The organism is Rhodococcus sp. FW305-130 (assembly GCF_058788335.1).
The window spans coordinates 429842-445195 of record NZ_JBYTAP010000005.1; the positions used below are offsets into that span (position 1 = coordinate 429842).

Sequence of the window (15354 nt, forward strand, 5' to 3'; positions counted from 1 at the left end):
CTGATCACCGTTTCGCCTGGCTGCGGGCGGTTGCAAGCATTCCGGCTGTGATCTGTTCCACCTCCGCGTCCGAACACAGGTACGGAGGCATCGCGTACACGAGGTTGCGGAACGGTCGAAGCCAGACCCCGGCGTCGACGGCCGCATCGGTGGCGCTCTGCATCTCGACCGGCTGCTCGAGTTCGATCACCCCGATTCCGCCTTTGACTCGAACGTCCACCACCCCGGGAATTGTGACGGCTTCGGCGAGGCCGCGAGTGAGGCCACGTTCGAGGGTTGCGACGTCACGCCGCCAGTCCATTGCGAGCAGAAGTTCGGTCGACGCGACCGCGACAGCGCACGCGAGTGGATTGCCCATGAAGGTGGGGCCGTGCATCAGTCCGCCGCCCTCGCCGGCAGTGATGGTCTCTGCGATCTCCGTGGTGCACAGCGTTGCCGCCAGACTCATGTACCCGCCGGTCAGTGCCTTGCCGACGCACATGACGTCGGGACTGACGCCGGCATGATCGGCGGCGAACAGTTCACCGGTGCGTCCGAATCCGGTCGCGATCTCGTCGAAGACCAGGAGGACTTGGTATTTGTCGCAGAGGTTACGTAGGTCGATCAGGTACGCGGGGTCGTGGAAACGCATTCCGCCGGCGCCTTGGACTACGGGTTCGACGATCACCGCGGCGAGGTCCTCGTGATGCTCGGCCAGCAGCGTTTCCAACTCCTGCACGTATTCGGGGAGATAGTCCGCCGGGGGAGTCTGCGCGAAGACCTGAGGGCGAAGGACGTCGGTCCAGAGAGAGTGCATGCCGCCGTCGGGGTCGCAGACGCTCATGGGGGTGAATGTGTCGCCGTGATATCCACCGCGCCAGGTCATCAAACGATTCTTCGACGGTTTTCCGAGGCTCCGCCAGTACTGCAGGCACATCTTGACTGCTACTTCGACGGCCACCGAACCGGAGTCGGAGAGGAACACCTTGTCGAGGTGAGGTGGTGTGATGTCGACGAGCAGTCGCCCGAGGCGAGCGGCGGGTTCGTGCGTCAGTCCGCCAAACATGACATGACTCATCTTGCCCAGCTGCCGTGCAGCAGCAGTGTCGAGCACGGGATTGCGGTAGCCGTGAATGGCGGCCCACCACGAGCTCATTCCGTCGACCAATCGGCGGCCGTCGGAGAGCGTGAGGGTAGCCCCCTGGGCAGAGTCGACGATCAGCGGACGAGTCGACGCGGGAAATGATCCGTACGGATGCCAGAGGACATCGGCATCGATGGCGGAGACGTCATGGGGATCAAGTCCAGTTGTGAGCACGGATGCACCCTAACCATTGAGTTGAACGGTGTTCAAGTATGGTCGGAAAAGTGAACACCTCGCTGAATTGGCTCACTGCCGTCGAAGCGGACCGTAGGGCCGCTGGACTGCGCCGCGAACTCCGTCCTCGCACGGTCGACTCCCCGTTGATCGACCTGGCGTCGAACGATTACCTCGGACTCGTGCGGCACCCCGACGTGATCGAGGGTGCAACGGCGGCTCTGCGCCGTTGGGGCGCGGGCGCCACGGGTTCGCGTCTGGTCACCGGCACCACCACCGAACACGAACTGCTCGAAGTCGAACTGGCCGAGTTCGTCGGGGCGGACTCCGGACTGGTCTTCTCTTCCGGCTACACAGCCAATCTCGGCGCGGTGACGGCGCTCTCGGGTCCCGGATCGTTGATCGTCTCCGATGCGGGATCGCATGCCTCACTCGTGGATGCCTGCCGCCTGTCACGTGCCCGGGTTGCGGTAGCTCCGCATTCGGACGTGAGCTTTCTCGCCGACACGTTGCGCAGCAGAGTGGAAGAGAGAGCGCTGGTCGTCACGGATTCGGTCTTCAGCGCCGACGGAGACCTCGCGCCGCTGCGGGAGATGCATCAGGTGTGCCGCGAGTACGGGGCGATCCTGCTGGTCGACGAGGCGCATGGCATCGGTGTGCGCGGTGCCGGTGGACGTGGACTCGTCCACGAGTCGGGCCTGGCGGGTGAACCTGACGTCGTCGTGACGGCAACGCTGTCCAAGTCGCTCGCCAGTCAGGGCGGAGTTGTACTCGGCGACAACAAGATTCGCGCGCATCTCATCGACGCGGCAAGAACGTTCATCTTCGACACCGGTCTCGCTCCCGCCGCTGTCGGCGCGGCCAGAGCTGCACTCGCCGTACTCCAGCGCGAGCCGACGCGAGCGCTCGACGTCCTGGCCCGGGCATCCGAACTCGCCGACGTCACCGGTGCACCGTCGCCTGAATCTGCTGTCGTCTCGGTCGTTCTCGGCGATCCGCAACGGGCGTTCGATGCCGCGTCGGCGTGCCGGGATCAGGGGTTGCATGTCGGTTGCTTCCGCCCGCCGTCGGTTCCGGAAGGAACGTCACGGCTGCGTCTGACCGCACGAGCGACGCTGTCCGCATCCGAGATGGAGCAGATCGCTCTCGTACTGCGCGACGTCTTGGCCGGTGCCCGAGCATGAGCATTTTCCTGGTGACCGGAACGTCGACGGACGTCGGAAAAACAGTGGTGACAGCCGCATTGGCATCGGTGGCCTTGCAGTCGGGCAAGTCGGTTGCAGTGCTCAAACCGGCCCAGACCGGCGTCGACGTGGACGGTGCGGGTGATCTGGCCGAGATCGAGCGTCTGACCGGTGGCGGCGTGACGCTGGTCGAGTTGGCGCGGTATCCCGAACCTTTGGCGCCGGATACTGCTGCCCGTCGAAGTGGTCTCCCGTTGTTGGCGCTCGACGACGTAGTCCGAGTCGCTCGCGACCTGGACACCACCCACGACTTGACCCTGATCGAAGGTGCCGGCGGCTTGTTGGTTCGGTTGGGGGTGGACGGGTTCACCGCGCGCGATCTCGCCGCAGCTCTGGCAGCACCGGTAGTGCTGGTGGTTGCGTCCGGCCTGGGCACGCTAAATCACACCGCTCTGACCGTGGAAGCGCTGGGTGCATCCAGTGTGGAATGCGCCGGGTTGGTGATCGGTTCGTGGCCGCAGGAACCGGACCTCGCCGAGAGATGCAATCGCGAGGATCTTGTCTCGGTCAGTGGTGTTCCCCTTCTCGGGTTGATGCCTGCGGGAAGTGGCAGCGAGAGTGTCCAAGAGTTTGCTCAGACCGCTTTGGGCGCGCTCGGTAAATCTCCTTTGGCCATCTGACGCCGTAACATCCGATTTGTCTGCATCGATAGCCAAGGCACAGTAGGGCGAATTGTGAGTAGGTCAGCCGAATGTAGGTGGTGAGCACGGTCGAAAAGTCGTTGTCGTCATCGGCCGTACGTCGCGCACTGCTTGTCGGCGTAGTCGTCTTCGTCTCGTGCCTGGTCGGAATTCTGAGCCGCCTGCCGGGCACGCTTGCTGTCTTCTGGCCGGCCAATGCGCTGCTTCTCGGGATTCTCTTTCGATCGCCGCGCTCGGCCACACCGCTCACCTGGATCTGCGCTGCAGCCGGCTACGTTGGAGCCGACCTCATCACGGGCGGGGCGTGGGAGTCCACGGTGTGGCTCAACGCGGCCAACATCGTCGGTGTTGCGAGTGGCTTTTACGCCTTCCGCTGGGTGGGCGGCGACGATCGTCGACTGACCAGTATTCAGTCCGTCGGCTATCTCGTGTCGATGACTGTCGTGGCCGCGTCGATGGCGGCGCTCGTGGGCGGAATCGCGAACCGCGTGCTGTTCGGCGGGCAGTGGTGGGACGGCTGGTTGCTCTGGTTCTCGAGTGAGTTCGTCAACTACATGACCATCGTCCCGTTGGTGCTGACTTTCCCTTCGCTTCGGCGGGTGGATCGAGACCCGAAAGCTGTTGCCACACTTCTGCGTCGATCAGTTGTTCCGACAGCGCTGCTGGCCATCTGCATCATCTTGGAGTGGGTGATCGGCGGCGCCGGAGCGATCGCGTTTGCCATGCCGGCGCTGGTGACTGCCGCTTTGCTCACCAATGTCTTTGTCACGTCGGTGCTCACCGCCGCATCAACTGCCTGGACGTTGGTACTGACGGCCGACGGGCATCTCGGATTGTCCAGCGAAGGCGTCTCGCCCGTCAGTGCGTCCGTCCAGATCGGATTGTCGTTGCTGGCGGTAGCGCCGATCGCGGTGGCGTGTGTGATCCTCGAGCGCCGCCGCGCGCTCGAGGCACTCACACAGGCCGTCACCCACGACGATCTCACCGGTGCGTTGCGCCGGGACGAGTTCTTGCGGCGAGGCGGCAGCGTGACGGGTGCGCCCGATCCGCGTCGCCACTCTGGTCGTCCGGTGAGCGTCCTGATGATGGATCTGGATCACTTCAAGATGGTGAACGACAACCTCGGTCATCGCGCCGGCGATACCGCGTTGGTGAGTTTTGCCGATCAGGTGCGGCGGAACCTCGATGACAAGCATCTCTTCGCCCGGTTGGGCGGTGAGGAGTTCGTCGTACTGATGGCCGGCGTCGATCTCGAGGGTGCGACCGAAACGGCCGAGATGATTCGACGCGCACAAGCGGAGAATTCGTCGGCGGTATTGGGTGAACTAGGGCCGACGGTCAGCATCGGCGTCGCATGTTCACCCCACGGCGACGCAGCCCTGACGCAATTGGTCGATTGCGCCGACGAGGCGTTGTACCGAGCGAAGAAGCTGGACCGGAATCGAACCGTGGCGCTCACGGTCGGTAGCTGAAGAAACACGTGCGGACCCGCATTCTTGCGGGTCCGCACGTGTTGGTTGAATCCAGCGATTCAGAACAGATTGATCAGGGCAGGAACACTGAACAGCGCCACGTAGTAACCCATGAACAGAACCCCGCCGTGAATCTTGAACAGGCGCCCGAGAAGGCCACCGACCAGGCCGACCGTCACGGTGATCAGAAGCCCGAGGATGCCGCCCTCCCAGATGCTGATGACCACGACCAGTCCCGTGAACACCGCGATCACAGCTTCGTGGCTGATGTGCTTGACCACCGCTGACGCAGCGCGGTACGCGTAGTTCATGGCAAACGGGTATGCGATGACCGTTGCCGTGACCACTGCGAGCAGTCCGTAGAGCAGGAACTCCCACTGCGTCAGGTACGTGGAGAGATTGTTGATCACTCCGGTTTCCTGATTGGTCTCGAAGACCGGCGGAGCGTTGAACAGAGGGGCCGCGGGACCTGCTGCCAGCGGGCTGAGCGGAAGGCCGAAGGCCACGAGAGGGATGAGGGTTTCCGCGATGTAGGTGGATTCCGTCGTACCGTTCTTTGCCGAGACCATGGTGGTCAGTCGGTGATAGCCGTTCTTGATCCGCGCACCTACCAGCTCACCCATCAGAACTGTCATGGCGACAGGGCTGAAAACGAACGTTGCGCTCGACACCGTGGAAGCGGCTGCGGTGTAACCGATCTGCTTGCGATCGAGGACCTTCAGAGGATTGGGGAAGTATCCCTTCCATCCTTTGATGTCCGGGGCCAGTGCGACGGTCTTGGGTTCGCTGCGTTCCATGTCCTTGCGGCTCGACGGCCCCAGGGTCAGCGCGAGGTCGGCGATCAGCGGCCCGACCGCAATCGCCAGGAAGTAGCTGATGTTCAGCGACACATCGTAATTCGACGTCAACGCGCGGGCACCGAGGATCAAGATGACAAACGGAACGAGGGCGACCACCCCGGCCCAACGGCCTGGTGAGGCATAGGCGATGCCGATGGCGGCGACCAGGAACAGCCACGGTGCTATCGACTGAACGGTGTCGGCGAACGGCGCGAGGATGGTCGCGAACAGAACGGCAACCGGCACGGCGACGAACGCCGAGATCACTGCTCCCGAGATCGCCTTGCGGAGTGCGATGTGCGGGATGCCGAGTGAGCGCATCATCTGTGCTTCCGGCAAGAGCGGAATCGCCATCGTGTCGCCGGGAATGCCCAGCAGCATCGTCGGCACCGCATGCGTCATGTGTTTGGCGATCGCACCGGAGAGGAAGAACGTGAAGACTGCCGCCGGGGGAGCGCCGAGCAGAATCACGAGCAGAGTCAGCGGTGCGATGGTGGCGGTCTCGTCCGTGCCGGAGATCAATCCGATGAACGTGAACGCGACCGCACCGATGATGCCGAAGAGAACGGCGATCAGAATTTCGTTGGTCAGAACCGAACTCATGCGCGCCCACCGTCCTTCGGCGGGTTCGAGGGCGATGTCTTCGAGGCCTGTGCGTGCTCGGCCTCGGCAGCGGCGAAGTGGTCGTACAGACCGAGTTCGCGAAGTTCCTGTCGACTCTGCTCCGGAATGTCGGCGAGAGTGCCCAGACCCTGACGCTGCTCACTCATCGTCGTGATGACACCGTCGATCGACTCCGCGTCGGCGGCGGCCAAGGCGACTATCCGCTTCGGCTTGATGAAGATTCCGCAGACGACGCCGGCGAGCAGGCAGGCAGCGATACCGACCAGCAGGCTGTACGCCTGGGCCAACGACGGTTCGCTGACGACCCGTTCGAACAGCGACTGGGCCGCAAGCAGAGCCGACGCGCCCACGACACTGCCGACTGCGACGGAGATCGCGAGGTGTCGACCGTTGACAGTGTCGCCCCAGACTTCGAGGTATGTCTGCTGATCGGTCGGCGCGGTTGTGGTGGTCGGCGTCGTTGCCGACTGCGGTGGTGACATCAGTCTTCTCCAGTGTCATGCATGGCAGGGGGTCGTACAGGGAGGGGCTTGCGTGCGAGTGTCAGGTACGTGCTGCGCGGAGGGCGGTGACGACTCGGGACGGACTCGAGTGTCCGATCTGTTCGGCCATCCAACTACTTGTGTCGGTAAGGGAATCCAGGTCGATGCCGGTGTCGATCCCGAGGCCGTGGAGCATCCACACCAGATCCTCGGTGGCGAGATTCCCGGTCGCGCCCTTGGCGTACGGGCACCGTCCGAGACCACCTGCGGAACTGTCGAATTCGGATACTCCAGCGGTCAACGACGCATGGACGTTCGACAGCGCCTGGCCGTAGGTGTCGTGAAAGTGCATGGCGATCTGCGATGTGGGGATGCCACGTTCTCGGAGGGCGTCGAGTAAGGCGAGCACATGGCCAGGTGTGCCGACGCCGATGGTGTCGCCGAGTGAGAGTGACGTGACACCGCTGTCGACCAGGGTCTTCGCGATGTCGGCGACACGTTCGACGGGCACAGTGCCTTCCCAAGGGTCGCCGAAGCACATCGAGATGTAGCCGCGGACGGGAAGTCCCAGAGCTCTTGCGGCGGCAGTGACCCCGGTGGCCGCGGCTATAGCGCCGTCCACCGTCGAGTTGAGGTTTCGTTTCGCGAATTCCTCTGTAGCGCTGACGAACACTGCAACTTCGCGCGCTCCGGCGGCAACAGCCCGCTCGAGACCCCTACGGTTCGGGACAAGAACGACCGTACGTACCGAGTCCGGCAGGTGCAGCCGATCCATCAATTCTTCCGCGTCCGCGAGTTGCGGGATCCATCGAGGTGAGACGAAGCTCGTCAATTCGACAGTGCGGGAACCCGCCGCGACGAGGCGTTCGATGAACTGGGCTTTCGTCTCGGTCGGGATCACCGCCGTCTCTGCTTGAAGTCCGTCGCGTGGCCCGACTTCGTAGATCCGGACCGAGGTCGGTAGTCCCGGCGCCGGCACTCGATGAGGCGCCGGCTTCCACACTGGTGATCCTGCAACTGTTTCGGTCATTGTCGTCAGTTTTCGCCGCGGATCTCGGCGAGAACCTTCTCGGCATGTTCGACGCGAATGCTCTTGTCCGCGATCAGGCGTGCGACCACGGCGTCGATCTCGCTCTTCTGCGCTCCGGCGGTGGCAGCGATGTTGCGGGCGTGCAGTCCCATGTGTCCGCGTTGGACACCTTCACTGGCCAGAACGCGGACAGCGGCCAGGTTCTGCGCCAGACCGACTGCCAGGATGATGCCGGCGAGTTCCTCGGCGCTCTCGACGCCGAGCATCTTGATTGCGGCCTGCGCTACGGGGTGCACTTTGGTGGCCCCGCCGACGAGGCCGACCGGCATGGGCAGCTCGAGGGTGCCGACGATGTTTCCGTCGGCATTCTTCTCGAAATGCGAGAGCGAGGAGTAGATTCCGTCGGCGTTGACTGCATGGGAGTGGCATCCGGCTTCGACTGCGCGCGTGTCATTTCCGGTCGCCAGCACTACGGCGCTGATGCCGTTCATGATGCCCTTGTTGTGCGTCGCGGCGCGGTAGGGATCCAGCTCCGCCAAGCGCGCGGCATGGATCAGGTTGTCCACAACCTCTGCGCCGCCGATCAATTCGGCGTCGAACACGGCGCGAACGCGCGTCAGCCGCAGATCGGCCTTGTTGGTGAGAATGCGCAGGACAACGTGTCCGCCGCCGATCTCGGCGACTCGATCCGCGATTGCCTCGGCCATCGTGTTGACGGCGTTGGCGCCCATGGCATCTCGTACGTCGACATGAAGATGGAGGACCACGTAGGTGGCCTTGTCCGAAGGAACGATGCGAACCGAAATGTCCTTCACTCCACCGCCGACGCTGACCAACTTCGGGTCCTGCTCGTTGGCGAGTGCAATGATTTCCTCGCGAGCCTCGAGGAGTCGGATTCGGGCGGCCGCCGGATCCACGACGTCGACGAGTTGTATCTGGGCCTGCATGATCGGCGGGGTGCTCGAGACGTGAAAGCCGCCGAGTCCGCGTGCGATGCGGGCAGCGTTACTCGCGGCTGCGACTACCGACGGCTCCTCGGTGGCGAGAGGGATCAGGTAGTCCGTGCCGTTGATCGTGAAGTTGGTGGCGACGCCGACCGGGATGCCGATGACACCGACTACGTTCTCGACCATGCGATCGGCCTGATCGATGGTGAGACCGTCGGCAGCGTCGTAGACCGCGATGTCTGCTTCGGTCAGGTCCGTCTGGCGGACGATCTCGGCGCGCCGTGCGGCGACATCGTAGGACCGGAAATTGGCGATACGGCTATTGATAGACCGGCTGTTGATTGACACGGGGGGTGGTCCTCCTGAAGTGATTCTGTGCTCCGCTTCACAGTAGGGAGGGTGATGGCTGCCAGGCCACGTGCTCAGGGCACATCGATCGGTCGAAATTGTAGTGTCATGCACCACCGTCTTTGTCGACGGTCTCACCCCCGGCCTCTTCGGCGCCCACTTGCCGAAGCTCGTCGAGCCTCGTCGCCATCGACACCCGAAAGAAGTTCTCGTCTTCACGCCACGAGTGACCGAGGAGCGTGCGGATGCGCTCGAGACGCTGAATGACGGTGTTCGGGTGATAGTTGAGGGCGCGGGCAGCCTTGGTCGGGCTTCCTTCGTTGCGCACGAGGGCGCGCAGGGTCGCAGTGAGATCGGTGTCCTTGTCGCGGTCGTAGGCGAGTACCGGGCCGATCACGTCATCGATGAACTGATGAAGTGATTCCGGATTTTCGCCGAACAGAACGGTGTACGGCAGATACGACGCCGTCGTGACCGCGCCGTCGGTCTTGCCCAACGCCGAGAGCAGGCGAGCAGTACGCAGGGCAGAGGTGAAGCGCGCCGGGAGGTCTTCGGGACGCTCCGCCGTTGCCGGCGCAATCACCACGGCGTGAGGTCCCACCGAACCGGTGATCTGGCGGTGAACGACGGTCGCCGCGGCTGCCGGGTTCCCCGAGCGCGAGACCACCGCGATCAATCCGGCGTGCTGCGACGCCAAAGCCCCGACCGGCAAACTCTGCCCGATTGCGCGGAGCGCAGCGGTGCGGAGTTCCGGAGCAACCGACACCACGAGGACGGTATCGAGTTCGCCGAGGGAGATGCCGAGGTTGCGGGTCCGACGTTCGAGATCGCGCCTGCGCTCGGGCGCAGTGCTCAACAGATCGGCGACCAGTTCGTCACGTGCGCGCCGATCCGCTGCTGCCGCCGCCGTGTGTTGCAACACGAGGATCGCAGTAACCTGAGCGGCCCGTTCCACGGTCCTGAGTTCGACAGGTCCGATCGGCGCGTCCGAACGATTCAGCAAGATGGCCCCGAGGAATGATTCGCCGGCGGTGATGGCGCTGACGAGTTGGATCACGGTTTCACTGTCATCGGCGACAAACGTGCATCGGCCGCTTCGGCGACTCTGGTCGATGGCCTCGGACACGGCGCGAGGTAGAGACAACGGCACCGTCGTGATCTGCTCGCCCGAGGATTTGACCAGAGGGCGTAGCTCACTGTCGACCACGACGGTGCCGCGCTCGAGTGCGCTGCTGAGGGTTCGTGCAACCTGGGCGTATCCGCCGCCACGGAGAACGGCGTGGATCAGATCCTGGTGGACGATGTTCGATTTGTCGCGCGCGGACACGTGCTCACGCAGTTCGTCGAGTGCTCGCCCGGTCTCGGCGGCGGATTCCTCGGCGCGGTCGAGCGCCCGCGCGGTTTGCAGGACCACCGAGGCATGATCCGCCAGCGCCGACAGCAGGGCTATCTGATCGGCAGTAAATCGTCGTTCCCGGCGGTCGGCGGCAAACAGAACTCCGAGGATCTGGCCGTCCGAGAGCATCGGCACGCCGAGAATCGCCACCAGACCTTCGGCGACTATCGCGGCGTCGACCACCTCGTCGTGACGCGACTGCGTGTAGTCGCTGTAGTTCTGAACCCATTGGGCTGCTCGAGATTCGGCAATCGCACTGACCAGTCCCGCGCCGGCAGGAACCTGCAAATGCTGTAGCTCCGGCGAGACGGCGCCTGCTGTCTTTCGAACATTCAGATCTCTGGTGACCACATCGAACTCGGAGAGGTACGTGACGTCGGTGCCCATGATGTCGTGTGCTCGGTTGACGAGTCGCTGGAGCAGAGTGTCCACGTCGCGAACTTGCGCGAGTTCACGCGCACTCGAGTAGAGGACCGCCAATTCGTTCTCGCGACGGCGCAGTCGGCGAAATTCCGACCGACTGGCCCGGATGCGGGCCGCGGTCTGCGTGATCTCCGTTGCGCCGAGGCCGAATTCGGAAAGTACCTGTTCGACATGTTCGTCACCGACGGAGTCGGACGTCACGTCGAACAGTGCGGCAATCTCGTTGGGTTCCGAGTCGGAGTCTGAATCAGGGGCGGTCACACCGAACAAACTACAGACCTGCGGACCTACCGAACTCGTCGAGCGGCGGGGATGTGTGACTGTTGTTGGCTTCTAATGCATTTCGATCCGTGCCCGTGCCTCCCAGTTCTTCGTGCAGCCTGTCCATGTCCTTCTCGAGCGCGCTGACCTTTGTCTCGAGGGCGAGAACTTTGCGGTTCAATGCTTGAATGCTCGCCATGCAGACGCCGTTTGCATCGACGGCCGAGATCCGACGGGTGTTGGACCCCAGGCCGAAGACTGCGGCAAAATCCTGTGCCATCGGTCCGAGATGACGGATCGACTTGTGGTCGAAACCGTAACTCCACGTGCTGATTCGGAGAGCCGTCAGCCGGTCGAGCACGTCCTGGGCACTGGTGGGAACGGCTGCGTCTGTGTCCACGCCGCGGCGACGTGTGGCGTGCGAGAGCACCCACTGCGCGGGGTGGCGCATCGCCGCGTTGACCCGAGTGCTGACCCGAGTGTCCAAATAGTCAGTGCGCTCGCCCTCGTCAGGCGGTGAGGTCACGTCGCGCAGTTTTGACGGTCTTGTCGCTCAGCAGAATTCCCGCTCCCGCGCCCAGTAGTCCGAGGCCGATTCCGACAGCAGCGCTGCCGAGGCCCAAAGCAATTCCCAACATGATTCCTCCAAAAATTGTGCGGTGAATTGAGGGGCCAGGTGTCCGACGAAAGTGCTGCCGACCTGCTCCGCGCTCATCTTTCACATTGCTCCGCCGTGCGGGCGATGACAACCCGTCTGGACCGAATTTCTCGTGGAAAACACAGGCGTGCAACACTGGGTCAAGAACTGCTGGGTCATCGGCGCCTTGTCGGCGCCGTACGGGCGGCAGTAATCAAGTAGCCATCGACCGATCTCTAACGCAGGTTTATCTGCGCGCGGCAACGATGACCAGGCAAAAGGGTGGCATGTGAACGAATCGAGCAATGGCTTGTTTTCCGACCTCAGCGCGTCGGAGCCCGTTGTCGACGCAAAAAGCGCCGAGCAACTGGCGGCCGAGCGTGAAACTGCGGCAGCAGAACGCTCGAACACCGACACCGCTGAACAGCGGCAGTCACAGCTGTTCAGCGGTTAAGCGCGTCAGGACTCCTTGATTACCGACAGAACATTGCCGGCTGGATCGGTGAACCACGCGATGTCGGGGCCGTTGCCACGCATGATGCCTCGCGCATCCTGGGGGAATCCGTCGTATTTCAGAAACTCCACGCCACGTGCGGTCAGTTGATCGACGGTTGTGTCGATGTCGTCGACGACGAAGTTGAGAATCGTGTACGTCGCCGCTTCGTGATTCGGTTTGGGATAGACGAGGATTTCGGTTCCGCCGGCAAGATGTAGCCGAATCAGCCCCATGTCTTCATCGGTCACTTTCAGCCCGAGTATTTCGCCGTAGAACTTCTGTGCAGCATCGATGTCTGTCACCGAAAATCCGCTGAATGCTTTGGTGTCCGCAAGCATGGCTATCTCCGTTCCTAGCTGTTGTCGGACTAGGTGGGTTGGGAATCCGTCATTCCGGATTCCATGTCGGCCCTGGCCTCCTCGCTGAACTCGATGATCTGAACGTAGTTTCCGTCGGGGTCGATCGCGGTGGCGAACAAACTGCCCCCGCGGACTTCGAGCGGAGCGTGCCAGTTTCCGCCGAGTGCGTCGATGCGCTGTGCGATCGACCGGGCGTCGTCGGTCTCGACGTTGAGGAACATGCGACCCGGCTGGGGGTTGGTCTCACCGACGTCGTCGCGTCTGTCGAGCATTACGTAGAAACCGTTGAAGTCGAGGACGTCGTAGCCAGGTTCACCGGGAGTCCGGTCGACCTTCGGGGCGAACGCCTCGGCGTACCAGTCGCGCAATCGTTCGGGGTTGGTGCTCGAGAGCAAAATGCTGCTGATGCTGGATCCGGACATGGGTCCTCCTGCTGTCGGTCGTTACTGTCGTCGGCAATCGAGGCTCTGGCCACATCACCTCCCAGATACAGACTTCCCGCAGCGGCGAAACTCATCGCGGCTCAGCTGTGTTCCGACACCATGATCGCCGTCGTCCCTGGTTCGAGCGCCCGAAAGATATGCTCCTCGTCGCCGGGATAAGCGAGATAGTCGCCCGGGCCGAGCTCGATCGGATCTGCGGTGGGCCCGACCTCCGCTCGCCCGGTGCCGATCACAACGTGTTCGGTGGTGCCGCGCGCATGCGGAGTCGAAATACGCGGCTCGCCCGGTTCGGCGACTATGCGATACAGATCGCGTCGTGCGTTCGGTGGGCTCGGCGCCAAGAGCGTCGCGATGTACGACGCGTTTGCCGAAGCAATTGCGGGACCTTCTCCGGCTCGAATCAATTGAACGGTCTGTGCCTGCGAGTCGACGAGTTGTGAGAACGGCACACCCAACGCGTTGCCGAGTGCCCACAGTGTTTCGAGGCTCGGGTTCCCGAGGCCGGATTCGAGTTGGGAGAGTGTGGATTTGGCGATGTCGGCGCGCCGCGCCACCTCCGAGAGGCTCAAGCCTGCTCGGGCACGTTCGCGTTTGAGTGCGACGGCGACCAGTTTCTGAGGAGTCTCCGCTGTATCCGTTTCATTACTGGTCATCGTTCGATTCTCCGATCGGTCGTTCTACTTGACGAACGGTGTCACTTCGTTCAACATAGAATACATGCGTTCTTTATGGCGAACAGTTGATCGAGACACGGTTCGGGTGAGCGTGCTGATCTGGCTCTCCGTGGCCATCGTCGGTGTGTCCTACGGTGTGACGGCAGGATCGGCTGGATTCTCGTTGTGGCAGCTTTCGGCGTTGGCTGTACTCGTTCTGGGAGCGTCTTCGGAGTTCTTGTTCATCGGAATCATCGCAGCCGGAGGCAGTGCCACCGCTGCTGTTGTGGCGGGCTTGTTGATCAACTCACGTAACTTCGCCTACGGGATGTCGGCAGGATCATTTCTCGGCAGGGGTCGCTACAAAGATTCAGGCTGGCGCAGTATGGTCGGCGCGCACCTGGTCAACGACGAAAGCGTCGCGGTCGCCATGGCGCAGGAATCGGTGGAGCGCAAGCGTGCGGCTTTCTGGTTCTGTGGAATCGGGATCGCGGTGTCGTGGCCGATCGGAGCGCTGCTGGGCGGGTTGCTCGGCAGCGTCGTCCGAGACCCCGGCGCGTTGGGGTTGGATGCCGCGTTTCCGGCTGTCATTCTGGCCCTTGTCCTGCCTGCGCTGAAGGAAAAGGTGACGCTGCTTGCCGCCCTGATCGGTGCAGCAGTCGCGGTGGCCACGTCGCCATTCCTGCCGCCCGGTACCGCGCCGCTCGTAGCGCTGCTGAGTATCGCGGTGACGATACCGTTCCGGGAGAAGGTTCGATGAATGCCGCGTCGGTCTGGATCGGTATTGTCGTGTTCGCTTGCGGCTCTTACGCTTTGCGGGCAAGTGGCGTTCTGCTCCGCTCTCGGGTGAAGCTTTCGAGCTTTGCCGAGAAAACCCTCGATCGTGCTGTCGTGGTGCTGCTGCTTGCAGTGGTTGCGACATCGACGATCTTCACCGGGCATGACGTTGCGGGGCCGGCGCGGATGCTCGGCGTGGTGGCCGGAGGCATCTGCGCCTGGTTCAAGGCGCCGTTGGTACTAGTGGTGATTGTCGCGGCCGGCACTACTGCACTACTACGGCTGTCAGGAGTGTCGTAGAGCCGATTCTGTGCGCGTTGAATGTGTGGTCGAATTCAGGCGAGTGCGGATGCCGTCGATGAACAGGTCCAGGCCGAACTGGAAGCGCACTGTCGGATCGCCGTCGAGGAGGTCCTCGTCGGAACCGCCGCCGATCACCTCGGGGGAGTCGGGGGAAATGGGTGCTCGGGTAAGTGCCGCCATTTCTTCCATCTGCGCTCGGGACTGCTCGTCGACGGTGTGGCCGAGCACGTAGTACAGCAGGGCGTACGCCGCGAGTTGGGCATGCTCGCGTGATAGCCCGGATTCTTCGCCGGCGTGTACGAAGTGCTCGCGCACCTTGCTGCTTGTCATCCGCGAAGCGAAGGTGGCACTGACCAACTCGGCGCCGTCGCGGTGCGCCAGCAGGGCAGACCGAAGTCTGTGTGCCAGTTCGGAATACGCGTCTTGCCATGTCTCTGCGTCTACGGGAGTGTCGAGGTCTTCGAGGATCTTGTCGACGACCGCACCGAGCAAGGTCTGCTTGTTCGGGAAGTGCCAGTACAGGGCGCCGGGTTGGACACCCAGTGACGTTGCGAGCCTGCGCATCGTGAGGTCGGCAAGTCCGAACTCGTCGAGTATCGCCATGGCGCCGTCCAGCACGTCGCCGCGTCGCAACTGCACTTGTTGTTCCCCTCGTTTCGTCCCGCTGTGGGGCGCTCGCGAT

18 protein-coding genes are annotated in these 15354 nt (G+C 63.0%); 6 read left to right on the forward strand and 12 right to left on the reverse strand.

Going from position 1 to position 15354, the window contains the following annotated elements; genetic code table 11:
- Positions 1 to 4: 4 nt before the first annotated feature.
- Positions 5 to 1297 (reverse strand): adenosylmethionine--8-amino-7-oxononanoate transaminase, encoded by a 1293-nt coding sequence (locus tag AC3WQS_RS18215; protein WP_020908047.1) that lies wholly within the window; start codon positions 1295 to 1297, stop codon positions 5 to 7.
- Positions 1298 to 1335: 38 nt separating this feature from the next.
- On the opposite strand from AC3WQS_RS18215, the gene AC3WQS_RS18220 reads away from it, so the two are divergent.
- The 3 genes from AC3WQS_RS18220 (at position 1336) to AC3WQS_RS18230 (ending at position 4654) form a co-directional block, all read left to right on the forward strand.
- Positions 1336 to 2481, forward strand: coding sequence for an 8-amino-7-oxononanoate synthase (locus AC3WQS_RS18220; RefSeq protein ID WP_019748828.1), 1146 nt, complete (start codon positions 1336 to 1338; stop codon positions 2479 to 2481).
- Positions 2478 to 3161: a dethiobiotin synthase gene (bioD, locus tag AC3WQS_RS18225; RefSeq protein WP_492713442.1), complete on the forward strand. Its 684-nt coding sequence runs from the start codon at positions 2478 to 2480 to the stop codon at positions 3159 to 3161. Before AC3WQS_RS18220 ends, bioD begins: the two co-directional genes overlap by 4 nt.
- Before the next feature lie 80 nt (positions 3162 to 3241).
- Positions 3242 to 4654, forward strand: coding sequence for a GGDEF domain-containing protein (locus tag AC3WQS_RS18230; protein WP_492713443.1), 1413 nt, complete (start codon positions 3242 to 3244; stop codon positions 4652 to 4654).
- Positions 4655 to 4713: 59 nt separating this feature from the next.
- Here AC3WQS_RS18230 and AC3WQS_RS18235 read toward each other — a convergent pair whose 3' ends face one another.
- The 7 genes from AC3WQS_RS18235 to AC3WQS_RS18265 form a co-directional block, all read right to left on the reverse strand.
- On the reverse strand, positions 4714 to 6096 hold the full coding sequence (locus tag AC3WQS_RS18235; RefSeq protein WP_003941745.1) for a tripartite tricarboxylate transporter permease: 1383 nt from the start codon (positions 6094 to 6096) through the stop codon (positions 4714 to 4716).
- The gene (locus AC3WQS_RS18240) at positions 6093 to 6599 is read right to left on the reverse strand and encodes a hypothetical protein (protein ID WP_019748825.1); all 507 of its coding nucleotides are present in this window, start codon (positions 6597 to 6599) and stop codon (positions 6093 to 6095) included. Before AC3WQS_RS18240 ends, AC3WQS_RS18235 begins: the two co-directional genes overlap by 4 nt.
- A gap of 61 nt (positions 6600 to 6660) precedes the next feature.
- Complete coding sequence (locus AC3WQS_RS18245) at positions 6661 to 7629, reverse strand: hydroxymethylglutaryl-CoA lyase (RefSeq protein ID WP_279219186.1); 969 nt, start codon at positions 7627 to 7629, stop codon at positions 6661 to 6663.
- A 5-nt stretch (positions 7630 to 7634) separates the two neighbouring features.
- Positions 7635 to 8924: a hydroxymethylglutaryl-CoA reductase, degradative gene (locus AC3WQS_RS18250; protein WP_279219185.1), complete on the reverse strand. Its 1290-nt coding sequence runs from the start codon at positions 8922 to 8924 to the stop codon at positions 7635 to 7637.
- A gap of 106 nt (positions 8925 to 9030) precedes the next feature.
- Positions 9031 to 11004, reverse strand: coding sequence for a helix-turn-helix domain-containing protein (locus AC3WQS_RS18255; RefSeq protein WP_092763601.1), 1974 nt, complete (start codon positions 11002 to 11004; stop codon positions 9031 to 9033).
- A 10-nt stretch (positions 11005 to 11014) separates the two neighbouring features.
- Complete coding sequence (locus tag AC3WQS_RS18260) at positions 11015 to 11530, reverse strand: tail fiber domain-containing protein (RefSeq protein WP_492713444.1); 516 nt, start codon at positions 11528 to 11530, stop codon at positions 11015 to 11017.
- On the reverse strand, positions 11514 to 11642 hold the full coding sequence (locus tag AC3WQS_RS18265) for a hypothetical protein (protein ID WP_021333694.1): 129 nt from the start codon (positions 11640 to 11642) through the stop codon (positions 11514 to 11516). Before AC3WQS_RS18265 ends, AC3WQS_RS18260 begins: the two co-directional genes overlap by 17 nt.
- A 288-nt stretch (positions 11643 to 11930) precedes the next feature.
- Here AC3WQS_RS18265 and AC3WQS_RS18270 point away from each other — a divergent pair, with 288 nt between their 5' ends.
- Complete coding sequence (locus AC3WQS_RS18270) at positions 11931 to 12095, forward strand: hypothetical protein (RefSeq protein ID WP_019748819.1); 165 nt, start codon at positions 11931 to 11933, stop codon at positions 12093 to 12095.
- Between the two features lie 5 nt (positions 12096 to 12100).
- Here the strand turns inward: AC3WQS_RS18270 and AC3WQS_RS18275 are convergent, their stop codons facing one another.
- From AC3WQS_RS18275 to AC3WQS_RS18285, 3 genes are all read right to left on the reverse strand, one after another.
- Entirely contained in the window at positions 12101 to 12475 is a 375-nt protein-coding gene (locus AC3WQS_RS18275) for a VOC family protein (RefSeq protein WP_172932062.1), read from the reverse strand.
- Between the two features lie 29 nt (positions 12476 to 12504).
- Positions 12505 to 12918, reverse strand: coding sequence for a VOC family protein (locus AC3WQS_RS18280; protein WP_021344530.1), 414 nt, complete (start codon positions 12916 to 12918; stop codon positions 12505 to 12507).
- Positions 12919 to 13019: 101 nt separating this feature from the next.
- A complete protein-coding gene (locus AC3WQS_RS18285) occupies positions 13020 to 13592 on the reverse strand; it encodes a helix-turn-helix domain-containing protein (protein WP_021344529.1) in 573 nt (190 codons plus the stop codon).
- Positions 13593 to 13656: 64 nt separating this feature from the next.
- Between AC3WQS_RS18285 and AC3WQS_RS18290 the strand changes: the two genes are divergently transcribed.
- A complete protein-coding gene (locus AC3WQS_RS18290) occupies positions 13657 to 14352 on the forward strand; it encodes an AzlC family ABC transporter permease (protein WP_037249420.1) in 696 nt (231 codons plus the stop codon).
- Positions 14349 to 14669 carry an AzlD domain-containing protein gene (locus AC3WQS_RS18295; RefSeq protein ID WP_080910806.1) on the forward strand — a complete coding sequence of 107 codons (321 nt, stop codon included), beginning with the start codon at positions 14349 to 14351 and terminating at the stop codon, positions 14667 to 14669. Before AC3WQS_RS18290 ends, AC3WQS_RS18295 begins: the two co-directional genes overlap by 4 nt.
- Here AC3WQS_RS18295 and AC3WQS_RS18300 read toward each other — a convergent pair.
- A complete protein-coding gene (locus AC3WQS_RS18300) occupies positions 14655 to 15311 on the reverse strand; it encodes a TetR/AcrR family transcriptional regulator C-terminal domain-containing protein (protein WP_492713445.1) in 657 nt (218 codons plus the stop codon). The genes AC3WQS_RS18295 and AC3WQS_RS18300 overlap by 15 nt on opposite strands.
- Positions 15312 to 15354 lie beyond the last annotated feature (43 nt).

Bases quoted from the DNA above. Each gene is read 5' to 3' on its own strand.
- AC3WQS_RS18275 (WP_172932062.1), bottom strand. From the start codon at position 12,475: ATGCTTGCGGACACCAAAGCATTCAGCGGATTTTCGGTGACAGACATC.
- AC3WQS_RS18295 (WP_080910806.1), top strand. From the start codon at position 14,349: ATGAATGCCGCGTCGGTCTGGATCGGTATTGTCGTGTTCGCTTGCGGC.
- bioD (WP_492713442.1), top strand. From the start codon at position 2,478: ATGAGCATTTTCCTGGTGACCGGAACGTCGACGGACGTCGGAAAAACA.
- AC3WQS_RS18265 (WP_021333694.1), bottom strand. From the start codon at position 11,642: ATGTTGGGAATTGCTTTGGGCCTCGGCAGCGCTGCTGTCGGAATCGGC.
- AC3WQS_RS18235 (WP_003941745.1), bottom strand. From the start codon at position 6,096: ATGAGTTCGGTTCTGACCAACGAAATTCTGATCGCCGTTCTCTTCGGC.
- AC3WQS_RS18240 (WP_019748825.1), bottom strand. From the start codon at position 6,599: ATGTCACCACCGCAGTCGGCAACGACGCCGACCACCACAACCGCGCCG.
- AC3WQS_RS18280 (WP_021344530.1), bottom strand. From the start codon at position 12,918: ATGTCCGGATCCAGCATCAGCAGCATTTTGCTCTCGAGCACCAACCCC.
- AC3WQS_RS18220 (WP_019748828.1), top strand. From the start codon at position 1,336: ATGGTCGGAAAAGTGAACACCTCGCTGAATTGGCTCACTGCCGTCGAA.
- AC3WQS_RS18290 (WP_037249420.1), top strand. From the start codon at position 13,657: ATGCGTTCTTTATGGCGAACAGTTGATCGAGACACGGTTCGGGTGAGC.
- AC3WQS_RS18245 (WP_279219186.1), bottom strand. From the start codon at position 7,629: ATGACCGAAACAGTTGCAGGATCACCAGTGTGGAAGCCGGCGCCTCAT.
- AC3WQS_RS18285 (WP_021344529.1), bottom strand. From the start codon at position 13,592: ATGACCAGTAATGAAACGGATACAGCGGAGACTCCTCAGAAACTGGTC.